This is a genomic window from Xenorhabdus sp. TH1, assembly GCF_037260955.1.
Taxonomy (GTDB): Bacteria; Pseudomonadota; Gammaproteobacteria; order Enterobacterales; family Enterobacteriaceae; genus Xenorhabdus; species Xenorhabdus griffiniae.
The window spans coordinates 1249892-1261406 of the sequence record NZ_CP147734.1 but is presented as its reverse complement, the minus strand read 5'-3'; the positions used below and the strand labels follow the sequence as shown (position 1 = coordinate 1261406).

Genomic DNA, 11515 nt, shown 5'->3' with positions numbered 1-11515 from the left:
CCCAATGGCCTGCCGTGGCAGGCGTTAATCAAAAATTAGCACTGTTTGTTACCAACGCTGGTTGAGCAGGTTTGGTTGAATACCCGCAATCAGATTGGTATTGCCATAATCTTTGGTGACAATTCCCGCTTCAAACTCTTCACGGAAATACTTGATGGCACTCTGCAAAGGTTCCACAGCACCTGGTGCATGGGCGCAAAACGTTTTGCCTGGGCCAAGGAAACGACAGAGTTGTTCTAAAGTTTCAATATCACCTGGCTGGCCTTTGCCACTCTCAATGGCCCGGAGGATTTTGACACTCCACGGCAAGCCATCACGGCATGGTGTGCACCAACCACAAGATTCACGTGCGAAGAATTCTTCAAGATTGCGAGTCAGGGAAACCATATTGATTTCATGATCCACCGCCATTGCCAATGCGGTTCCCAATCGACTACCCGCTTTAGCGATATGCTCAAAATCCATCGGCAAATCTAAATGGTCCGCGGTCAGAAAATCAGTTCCTGCCCCTCCGGGTTGCCATGCCTTGAATTTCAAGCCATCACGCATTCCGCCCGCATAATCTTCAAGAATTTCACGGGCAGTTGTGCCAAAAGGTAATTCCCAAAGACCTGGATTTTTGACTCGGCCAGAAAAGCCCATGAGTTTAGTACCGGCATCTTTACTTTTGCCGGCACTCAAACCGATATACCACTCTTTCCCATGTTCAAGAATGGCAGGAACGTTACACAATGTTTCGACATTGTTGACGCAGGTAGGTTTACCCCATACGCCAGCCGTCGCAGGAAATGGCGGTTTTGAACGTGGGTTTGCCCGGCGCCCTTCAAGGGAGTTAATCAAAGCGGTTTCTTCACCACAGATATAACGCCCCGCGCCAGTATGAACAAACAGTTCAAAATCAAAACCACTGCCCAAAATGTTTTTGCCAAGCAATCCAGCTGCTTTGGCTTCCTCTATGGCTTTGCGTAAATGGACAGCCGCTTCGACATATTCACCGCGCAGGAAGATGTAACCGCGATAGGCTTTCAATGCAAAGGCACTGATTAACATGCCTTCCACCAACAGATGAGGCAATTGCTCCATCAATAGGCGGTCTTTATAAGTACCCGGCTCCATCTCATCCGCATTACACAATAAATAGCGGATATTCATGCTTTCGTCTTTTGGCATCAGGCTCCATTTCAAGCCGGTTGAGAAGCCTGCACCGCCACGACCTTTTAAGCCAGCATCTTTAACCAGTGCGGTAATTTCATCAGGAGCCATGCCCTTCAGTGCTTTTTCGGCCCCTTTATAACCATTTTGGCTTCGGTATTCATCCAGCCAGACAGGTTGTTGGTCATCACGCAACCGCCATGTCAGGGGATGAGTTTCCGCTGTGCGGATAATTTCTTTCACTCCTGAATGCGTTGTCATGGATATTGCTCCAGTAATTTTTCAATTTCTTCGGGTTTTACGTAACTGTGGGTGTCCTCATCAATCATCATCGTGGGTCCCTTGTCACAGTTACCCAAGCAGCAAGTTGGCAACAGTGTGAAACGTCCATCAGCCGTGGTTTGCCCCGGACGAATGTTCAGACACGATTCTATCGCTGCCTGAACACCCTGATAGCCCGTAATGTGACATACGACACTGTCACAGTAGCGGATAATGTGACGCCCCACTGGTTGCCGGTAAATCTGGCTGTAAAACGTCGCCACCCCTTCCACGTCACTGGCCGGAATACCTAATACCTCAGCAATGGCATAAATGGCACCATCCGGCACCCAACCACGCTTTTTTTGCACAATTTTCAGTGCTTCGATTGACGCAGCGCGCGGATCTTCGTAGTGGTGTTTTTCCTGCTCAATGGCATTACGTTCGTCAGCACTCAATACAAACTCATCCGGGGTCTGAGCGTCCGTTACGTTAACTACATCAAGGCGTGCTTGCTTGTTTACGTTAAATTCACTTTGCATCGTTAGCGATCCACATCAGACATAACAAAATCGATACTGCCCAGATAGACGATAAGGTCAGAAACCAGACTACCGCGGATCACCGATGGAATTTGCTGCAAGTGAGCAAAACTTGGTGTACGGATACGGGTACGGTAGCTCATGGTGCTACCATCGCTGGTCAAGTAATAACTGTTGATACCCTTAGTCGCTTCGATCATCTGGAATGATTCATTGGCAGGCATGACCGGCCCCCATGACACTTGTAGGAAGTGGTTAATCATGGTTTCGATGTGCTGCAAAGTCCGTTCTCTCGGTGGCGGAGTGGTCAGTGGATGATCAGCCTTGAATGGTCCTTCCGGCATATTTTTCAGGCACTGCTCAAGGATGCGTATACTCTGACGGATTTCTTCCACTTTCAGCATTACCCGGTCATAGCAATCACCGTTGTAGCCTGTTGGTACTTCAAAATCGAAATTTTCATAGCCAGAATAAGGGCGCCATTTACGTACATCAAAACCAATGCCAGTGGCACGCAGCCCTGCACCGGTAACCCCCCAGTCCAAAGCCTGTTTGGCATTGTAAGCCGCAACCCCAACAGAGCGCCCTTTCAGGACACTGTTTTTCAACGCGGCTTTGACATAAGAATCCAAACGTTTCGGTAACCAGTCCAGCAATTCACGCAAGAGTTTGTCCCAACCACGCGGTAAATCATGCGCAACACCACCGATGCGGAACCATGCCGGATGCATACGGAATCCCGTAATCGCCTCGACGACATCGTAAACTTTCTGTCGGTCAGTAAAGGCAAAGAAGACGGGCGTCATCGCACCAACGTCCTGGATAAATGTACTGATATAAAGCAGATGGCTATTAATGCGGAACAGTTCGGACAACATGACACGAATTGTTTTCACCCGATCGGGAACTTCAATACCGGCCAGCTTTTCAACCGCCAGCACATACGGCATTTCGTTAACGCATCCTCCCAAATATTCGATGCGATCGGTATAAGGGATATAGCTGTGCCATGACTGACGTTCTCCCATTTTTTCGGCACCCCGATGGTGGTAGCCGATATCGGGAACACAATCGACGATTTCTTCGCCGTCAAGTTGCAGAATAATGCGGAATGCACCGTGGGCAGAAGGATGGTTAGGACCGAGATTAAGGAACATGAAGTCTTCATTATCTGTACCGCGCTTCATACCCCACTCTTCGGGTTTGAAAGTCAGCGCTTCCATTTCCAGATCTTCTTTCTGCTTAGTCAAGACGAAAGGATCAAATTCCGTGGCGCGGGCAGAATATTCCTTGCGCAACGGGTGACCTTCCCATGTCGGAGGCATCAAGATACGACGCAAATTGGGATGGCCATTGAAGGTGATGCCAAACATTTCCCACGTTTCACGTTCATACCAGTTGGCATTTGGAAAAATTGACGTGATAGTCGGAATATTCAGGTCTTGTTCAGCGAGCGCGACTTTCAGCATGATGTCGCGATTACGCTCAATAGAAAGGAGATGATAAAACACCGAAAAGTCAGCTGCCGGCAAGCCTTCTCGGTGAGAGCGCTGACGCTCATCGACACCATGCAAGTCAAACAACATAACATAAGGTTTGGGCAATTTTTTCAGGAACGTTATTACCTTCAGGAACTGTTCCCGCTTGACCCAAACAACTGGCATACCCGTGCGGGTCGGCTGGATGGTAAAGGCATCCGAGCCAAATTGACGATTAAGCTCGCTGACAACTGGATCATCAAGATGATCTCGTGTTGCCCAAGCAGGCCGGGCGCTTTCTTGCGCTATCTGATCTGTCATCATTCTTCACCACAACGCTTGATCAGGGTTTTTGTGATCGCAACACATTGCTCTGGTTACGCTATATGGCTAAAAGCCTTAAATTTCGTCTGGCGTACGCAGATTTTTCACTGCAATACGTTCACCGCGTTTCCTTTCTCTTTCTGATTGCATATTGGCGCGGTAAACCCCTTGATCGCCAACCACCCATGACAGTGGGCGTCGTTCTTTACCTATGGACTCTTGCAACAGCAGCAGAGCCTGCATATAGGCTTCAGGGCGAGGAGGGCAGCCAGGAATATAAACATCGACAGGGATAAATTTATCAACCCCTTGAACTACGGAGTAAATGTCGTACATACCACCAGAATTTGCGCAGGCTCCCATTGAGATAACCCATTTCGGCTCCAGTAATTGGTCGTACAGGCGTTGAATGACGGGTGCCATTTTGACGAAACAGGTCCCGGAAATCACCATGAAATCAGCCTGACGGGGAGATGCTCGCAATACTTCGGCACCAAAACGTGCAACATCGTGGACAGCGGTAAATGACGTCACCATTTCCACGTAGCAGCAAGAAAGCCCGAAGTTATAAGGCCACAGGGAGTTTTTCCGTCCCCAATTCACCATATTATGCAGAGCATGTTCCAGTTTCCCCATATAGACACTTCGGTGAACATGTTGCTCCAAGGGGTCGCTGACAGTTTCCTGTTTTTGCAGGGGATAACGGTCATTCTCACCGTTAGGATCTATGCGGGTGAGCGTATAATCCATCTTTATGCCTCGCTATTACTGCATGTGACTGTTGTTGGTATGATTGCCAGTAGTGTTGATATAAGTATCAGCACTCGGTTTACTAACCTGACGTTTTGAACGCGCTGGTGTCCAATCCAATGCCCCAATACGCGCCAGATAAACCAAACCTGCCAATAACACCAAAATGAAAATGCTTGCTTCGGCAAAGCCTAGCCAACCGCTCTCTTTGATTGAGACGGCCCATGCATACAGGTAAAGGACTTCAATGTCGAAGATAACAAAGAACATGGCAACCAGATAAAACTTCGCCGACAGACGCAAACGTGCACTGCCGACAGAATCGATACCTGATTCATAAGGGACGTGTTTTGCCCTGGCTTTCGCCCTGCCCCCCATGAAGTACCCACCCAGTAGCATGAATGCGCACAAACCAAGAGCACCTATTAGAAAAACCGCGAATGCCCAGTGATGGGCTAAAATTCCAGTGGATGTAGACATACTCGTTGCTTACTCATCAAAAGTGGTGTCAAAGTGTCTGCTCTTTTTGCCGGCAGTGTTGCACCACATCGATTCACGGGAAGGGATAACAACCAAATCTGAAACAACGCTAATCAATGTATCTTATAGCTTGAATCGTCTTGGTTTTTATTCCTCTCAACAAAATTTGCCCTAACGGCAAAAACATCTGCACATTTATTTACAAATCACAAACCATTAATTAACGGATTGTGCTGCGATATCGCTAAAACGTGTCAGTCGTACAAAAAAGCATCCTTCAACATGACTAGTTTAACCGATAACTCGACTTTACTACATCATTATCGCAGGAAAAACCTGTCTTTCCACTGCACTGATTGGGGTATTTTTATGATCAAGTGCACAGTTTCATTGAAAAACATTCAATACTTGAATGTAATTTATTCAACTCTTAATAAATTGTTTCTAAAAAGCACGATTAAAGTGTGATAAGCGAACTATTTCTGAAGACGGTTTTATTTTATCAAGTTAGAAAAATGAAATTTGTTAACAAAGCAACATTCTTTTAACTAAAATTCGAAAGGTATAGGAAAATTAGTAGAGTATATTTCTTATTAGAAATATCAGAAATGGAAATGAAAACTTGGGAGGATTATTAATAAGTAATTAACAACAGGCTAATACTTCCATAAATAAAATGGAAATATTAGCCTATAAAACACATAATACTTATTCGTCTATATTTTCAACGTAATTTTCATCAACTGTTTCAGTTGATTTGATGGGTTCAATAACGTCGATAGATTCATCCATCTCATCGGATTCATCAGATTCAACAGTTGTTACAGTATAAGGTGTTTTCTTATTTTCTATTGCATCAAAAACAGTCAAAACAGATTCGTTCTGTTCGTTACTATTACGATATAAGAAGAATTGGATTTCCGGCAGACGTGGTAATCCTTCAATTTCACCTAAAATTCTCAGATCCGCATTCTGCATTTCCAGAGGGCGAGCAGTAATACCAACTTCCGCATTCACCGCTGCACGAACGGCGGACAAGGAGGCAGCTTCATACGCAATACGCCATGAAATGCCTGCCATATCCAGCGTTTCCTGAGCTATCTGGCGAAAAGGATTAGTTTCATCCATCACAACCAACGGCACAGGCTCATTTGTCTGCAATTGGAAATCAGGTGCACAATGCCATAAAACAGGTGAAGAACGTAAGAGCGTTTTAGGATGATGGTTGATTTTCGCTGTGGTGACGGCCAAATCAATCTCATGGTTATCCAACATGCTTTCGATAAACTGAGCGCGCTTAATGCGTACATCAACAGCCACACGTGGATAGACAGAGGCAATACGGTTCAATAAGAAAGGAAGCAGTGTATCAACAGCGTCGTCTGATACACCTATTCTCAATTCACCGTCTGCATCATTGTAGGTTAACGATGCTGTTGCATCGTCATTGGCACGCAAAATTTGGCGTGCATAACCAAGAAGTTGAAGCCCATGTTCGGTCAGAAGCTTATTGCGACCGTGACGAGCAAACAACTCTCTCCCCACGAGGTGTTCCAACCGCTGCATTTGCTGACTCACAGCTGACTGCGTTCTAGAAACAGCTGCCGCTGCTGCTGCAAAAGTATTTAAGTCAGCAACAGCAACAAAAGTTCTTAGCAGATCGAGATCGAGGTTTATTATCTGACGATTTGCATTTATCATTGTTTATTCATCACTTTTTTTTGATTTTAATTACTAACTAACCTGGTGTTTTTACTTCAGCAGTATCAAATAAAATAATACCGATTGTGACATTACTCTACTCTATTAAATAGGGCAAAGGTTTACTGCATTTTTTTACTAATTAAATCATCATGAGGTTTATTTTCTCCTTTCTTAACAAAATTTATGCAATCCCAAAATAAGTCAGAGATAAAATCCTATTTACATCACATAATCGCCAATTTCCAGTACAAATACCCTTTTTCTGACTTGCTTCAAAGAATAACCTAATCTGAATTAGGAACACTTAACATTATCAGATAGTATTAGCATTTTTAATAAATTAACCTTCTTATTGAATAGTCCTGAAAATATCATGGGTAAAAACTCAAAAAAATTGTCAAAGTATATGTGATAAAAACCTAAATTAACTTTAGGTCGGTAAAGATAAATTATAAGAATACATTATACAAATCTTCTTACTTTTATTGACAATTTGGGATCCCTGAAAAAAACGACAAATGAACCCAAAAACCTCGTCAAAATCTCATCTCCTGCCTCTCCTGCCAACTAAAAACCCGCCATTATGCAAAATTAAATTCCAATTTATCAAATACATTCAAAACAATACGCCAACAAAAGGCAATAATTCAGAGAGCAACCTTGTTCATTTATTCTTAAAACAACCATTTTAACCAAAGATATCAAAGCCTCTTCAAAATACAGATTGAGAAGAGTACATTGATCATCACACTTTTTATGCCGGGTAGTATCCATTTTGCCAAAGAGGTCAAGGCACCCTATGTTTTCCATTAATAAATCCAGTAAATTAGATAATGTCTGCTATGACATTCGAGGGAATACCCTCAAAGAAGCCAAGCGACTCGAAGAAGAAGGTAATAAGATACTGAAATTAAACATTGGTAATCCGGCACCATTCGGATTTGAAGCGCCTGATGAAATTTTAGTCGATGTTATCCGAAATCTGCCAACAGCCCAGGGTTACTCTGATTCAAAAGGGTTGTATTCAGCACGTAAGGCAATCATGCAGCATTATCAGGCCAGAAATATGCTGGATGTTACCGTTGAAGATATCTTTATTGGGAATGGTGTTTCTGAACTTATCGTTCAATCCATGCAGGCTCTGTTGAATACCGGGGACGAAATGTTGGTTCCTGCGCCTGATTATCCTCTTTGGACTGCGGCAGTATCACTTTCCAGCGGCAATGCCGTCCACTACCTATGTGATGAGCAACAAGGTTGGTTTCCTGACTTAGATGACATACGCCGTAAAATTACCCCACGTACCCGTGGTATCGTTATTATCAACCCGAATAACCCAACCGGCGCGGTATATAGCAAAGAGTTGTTGCTGGAAATCGTAGAAATCGCCCGCCAACATAATCTGATTATCTTTGCTGACGAAATCTATGACAAGATCCTGTACGATGATGCCCAGCACCACTCCATTGCAGCATTAGCGCCTGATCTCTTTACTATAACTTTTAATGGGCTGTCCAAAACCTATCGCGTTGCTGGTTTCCGTCAAGGCTGGATGGTCCTCAACGGCCCTAAAAAACAGGCTAAGGATTATATTGAAGGATTAGAAATGCTGGCATCAATGCGCCTTTGTGCCAATGTGCCAATGCAACACGCAATCCAAACAGCATTAGGTGGTTATCAAAGCATCAGTGAATTCATTTTCCCAGGTGGCAGGCTCTATGAACAACGCAACCATGCATGGGAACTGATTAACCAGATCCCTGGAGTTTCCTGTGTGAAACCGATGGGTGCCCTCTATATGTTCCCGAAAATAGACACCAAACGTTTCAATGTTTACGATGACCAAAAAATGGTACTCGATCTCTTACTACAGGAAAAAGTCTTACTGGTTCAAGGCACCGCATTTAACTGGCCAGATCCTGACCATTTCCGCATTGTTACATTGCCACATGTCACTGACTTACAAATGGCAATTGAAAAATTTGCCCGGTTTATCGGTAACTATCGCCAATAACCATAATCTTTGTCATTAAGGCCAATCCCATTAAATATTAATAAATTAATGGGATGGCTCTTCGCTGAGGTAAATATTTGTTTCTTACTTACCGCTATTTTTTCCATAAATGAATTTTCCGCACGTAAATATTCCCGCCATTTTTCAAGTTATCGATACCCCGCTCACAATTAATCATGTTATTCCGCTACAATTTTGCTACAAATTAATCGGCTACCAGAGGAAATTATGAGTCATTTTTTCGCCCAATTATCCCGCCTAAAATTAATTAGCCGTTGGCCTCTTATGCGAAATGTGCGTACAGAAAATGTTTCAGAGCACAGTTTACAGGTTGCTTTTGTCGCTCACGCTTTGGCAATCATCAAAAACCGTAAATTTAACGGCAATGTCAATCCTGAACGGATCGCCCTGTTGGCAATGTATCACGATGCCAGCGAAGTCATTACCGGTGATTTGCCAACACCCATTAAGTACTACAATCCCCAAATTGCCCATGAATATAAGAAAATAGAAAAAATAGCCCAACAAAAATTATTGGCTATGTTGCCGACTGAATTACAGGATGATTTTCGCACCATCCTGGATGAGCATCACCATAGTGAAGAAGAAATCAGTATTATCAAGCAAGCTGATGCATTATGCGCTTACTTGAAATGCCTGGAAGAACTCTCAGCAGGCAATACTGAATTCAATCAAGCTAAAAATCGATTGGATAAGACACTGGCAGAACGTCGTAGTGAAGAAATGGCGTATTTTATGGATGTATTTGTACCGAGTTTCAATCTCTCGCTCGATGAAATCAGCTTATAGATAATGCACTACTACAGCTATTCGATTACTGATATCTGATCGCAATTATCCGGTTATAATCATTAAGATTTGTAACTATTTTTTATAAAATTATTCAATAATATTAAACTATAATCATAACGCAGCTCCCTTTCATACGGAGCTGCCTGATAAAAATATTAGAATGGGAAAAGTATTGGGATCACCGCGACACTAATCCCCATCACAATTAACGTAAAAGGTACGCCAAGTTTCACGAAATCGGCAAACTGATATCCCCCCGGCCCCAGTACTAATGTATTAACAGGAGATGAAACGGGTGTCATAAATGCTGCCGAAGCCGCCACACCAATAATCATCGCAAAGGGCAAAGGAGAAACAGCCATCTCATTCGCCGCCGCAATCGCAATCGGAGCCATTAGCACAGCCGTCGCCGTGTTGGAAATAAACAATCCTATCATGGCGCAAAGCACAAACAGGCACACCAACATCACCCGTGGCCCCATATTACCTGCGATATCCATCAATCCCTTGACAATGAGATCAATGCCTCCCGTCTTCTGCAATGCCAGCGCAAAAGGCATCATACCAACAATCAAAATAATGCTTGGCCAGTGAATGGAACGATAAGCACTTTCCATATCAATACAGCGGAACTTCCCCATTAACAGGCAGGCGATTAACGCGGCAATAAAATTGGGAATTTCATTGGTCAGCATCATAGCAACCATCAGGGCAAGGCAGAATAAGGCATGGGGAGCTTGTGAGGCAGCAGGAGCCGCGCTTTCCACCTCAACAGGCAGATTTAGTACAATAAAATCCGGCGTTTTTGTTTTTAACGCGTGGATCAATTTCCAATCGCCAATCAACAGCAGGGTATCACCAAGCAACACAGGTTCATCCACTAACTTCCCTTCTAACGCTTTTCCCCCGCGACGTATCCCTACTACATTGAGACCATAGCGTGTACGAAATTTCATATCACGTAATGATTGCCCCAAAAGTTCAGATTCAGGGAGCACCGAAACCTCAGCCATACCCACATTACGCGAGTGATCGGAAAAATATTCCCCACGCAATACCATCGGTTCTAGCTGCTGCTCACGGCAAAACTCCCGCAAATCAATATCACTATCCGACATATCCACCAGCAAGACATCCTGCCTCTGCAATTCCATATCCCCAGTGGCAGCCACCATCACTCGACGGAATTTACGCCAACGCTCAATACCAATGACATTGGCACCATAACGGGCGCGCAGCCCTAATTCATCCAACGTGTGCCCAACCAAAGGTGAACCTGGACGGATAGTCAGACGGCGAGCACGGCCCGACAATTTATAATCGCGTATCAAACCACGAAATGTTCGATGATAACGCTCGTCCGCTGTCTGATGGTTTATTCCCCCTAGCCAACGACGAGCAACGAGCATGTAAATTACGCCCGCCATCAACACTAATATGCCGATCGGTGTAATGGAGAAGAAATTAAAACCCCGCAGACCTTCGCGCACCAGCTCACTATTGACGACCATATTAGGTGGCGTTGCGACCAAGGTCATCATGCCGCTGATCAAACCGGCAAATCCTAATGGCATCATCAATCGCCCCGGAGAGGTTTTCATTCTGGCAGCCACGCTCAGGACAACAGGTATAAAGATTGCCACGACTCCCGTAGAACTCATGAAAGCCCCCAATCCGGCAACAGATAACATTAACCAAACCAACATCTTGGTTTCATTATTACCCGCGACACGGACCAACCAGTCTCCCATCTGATAAGCAACCCCAGTTCTCACCAACCCTTCGCCAATGACAAATAGGGCGGCAATCAACAACACATTGGGATCACTAAAACCGACAGTGGCTTCACTTAACGTCAGTGTACCACTCAAGACAAATGCGATGATCAGCAATAAAGCCACAACATCCATTCTGACTTTATTGGTGGTGAAAAGCACAATGGCTATCAATAGCAGGGTTAATACCCACAACAGTTCGCTACTCAATTTGGCCTCTAT

Annotated in this window: 9 protein-coding genes; 2 read left to right on the top strand and 7 right to left on the bottom strand. The window is 44.3% G+C overall.

The genetic code is table 11. The annotated features are described in order from the left end of the window. Window positions 1-48: 48 nt before the first annotated feature. From nuoF to hexA, 6 genes are all read right to left on the bottom strand, one after another. Window positions 49-1413: an NADH-quinone oxidoreductase subunit NuoF gene (gene nuoF, locus WDV74_RS05530; RefSeq protein ID WP_338804919.1), complete on the bottom strand. Its 1365-nt coding sequence runs from the start codon at window positions 1411-1413 to the stop codon at window positions 49-51. Next, on the bottom strand, window positions 1410-1955 hold the full coding sequence (gene nuoE, locus WDV74_RS05525) for an NADH-quinone oxidoreductase subunit NuoE (protein ID WP_338885058.1): 546 nt from the start codon (window positions 1953-1955) through the stop codon (window positions 1410-1412). Before nuoE ends, nuoF begins: the two co-directional genes overlap by 4 nt. 2 nt (window positions 1956-1957) lie before the next feature. Then, window positions 1958-3757, bottom strand: a complete 1800-nt coding sequence (nuoC, locus tag WDV74_RS05520; protein WP_338885057.1) for an NADH-quinone oxidoreductase subunit C/D — start codon at window positions 3755-3757, stop codon at window positions 1958-1960. A gap of 75 nt (window positions 3758-3832) precedes the next feature. Then, entirely contained in the window at window positions 3833-4507 is a 675-nt protein-coding gene (locus WDV74_RS05515) for an NADH-quinone oxidoreductase subunit B (protein ID WP_047769419.1), read from the bottom strand. Window positions 4508-4522: 15 nt separating this feature from the next. Then, window positions 4523-4987: an NADH-quinone oxidoreductase subunit A gene (locus WDV74_RS05510; protein ID WP_047769421.1), complete on the bottom strand. Its 465-nt coding sequence runs from the start codon at window positions 4985-4987 to the stop codon at window positions 4523-4525. Window positions 4988-5695: 708 nt separating this feature from the next. Continuing rightward, entirely contained in the window at window positions 5696-6688 is a 993-nt protein-coding gene (gene hexA, locus WDV74_RS05505) for a transcriptional regulator HexA (protein WP_338885056.1), read from the bottom strand. 802 nt (window positions 6689-7490) lie between these two features. Between hexA and WDV74_RS05500 the strand changes: the two genes are divergently transcribed. Both WDV74_RS05500 and yfbR read left to right on the top strand, forming a co-directional pair. Further along, window positions 7491-8705 (top strand): pyridoxal phosphate-dependent aminotransferase, encoded by a 1215-nt coding sequence (locus WDV74_RS05500; RefSeq protein ID WP_338885055.1) that lies wholly within the window; start codon window positions 7491-7493, stop codon window positions 8703-8705. 228 nt (window positions 8706-8933) lie between these two features. Then, window positions 8934-9515, top strand: coding sequence for a 5'-deoxynucleotidase (gene yfbR, locus WDV74_RS05495; RefSeq protein WP_338885054.1), 582 nt, complete (start codon window positions 8934-8936; stop codon window positions 9513-9515). Between the two features lie 158 nt (window positions 9516-9673). Here the strand turns inward: yfbR and WDV74_RS05490 are convergent, their stop codons facing one another. Then, window positions 9674-11503 carry an SLC13 family permease gene (locus WDV74_RS05490; protein ID WP_338885053.1) on the bottom strand — a complete coding sequence of 610 codons (1830 nt, stop codon included), beginning with the start codon at window positions 11501-11503 and terminating at the stop codon, window positions 9674-9676. Window positions 11504-11515: the final 12 nt, after the last annotated feature.

Bases quoted from the DNA above. Each gene is read 5' to 3' on its own strand.
- WDV74_RS05510 (WP_047769421.1), bottom strand. From the start codon at position 4,987: ATGTCTACATCCACTGGAATTTTAGCCCATCACTGGGCATTCGCGGTT.
- nuoE (WP_338885058.1), bottom strand. From the start codon at position 1,955: ATGCAAAGTGAATTTAACGTAAACAAGCAAGCACGCCTTGATGTAGTT.
- WDV74_RS05515 (WP_047769419.1), bottom strand. From the start codon at position 4,507: ATGGATTATACGCTCACCCGCATAGATCCTAACGGTGAGAATGACCGT.
- WDV74_RS05500 (WP_338885055.1), top strand. From the start codon at position 7,491: ATGTTTTCCATTAATAAATCCAGTAAATTAGATAATGTCTGCTATGAC.
- hexA (WP_338885056.1), bottom strand. From the start codon at position 6,688: ATGATAAATGCAAATCGTCAGATAATAAACCTCGATCTCGATCTGCTA.
- nuoF (WP_338804919.1), bottom strand. From the start codon at position 1,413: ATGACAACGCATTCAGGAGTGAAAGAAATTATCCGCACAGCGGAAACT.
- nuoC (WP_338885057.1), bottom strand. From the start codon at position 3,757: ATGATGACAGATCAGATAGCGCAAGAAAGCGCCCGGCCTGCTTGGGCA.
- yfbR (WP_338885054.1), top strand. From the start codon at position 8,934: ATGAGTCATTTTTTCGCCCAATTATCCCGCCTAAAATTAATTAGCCGT.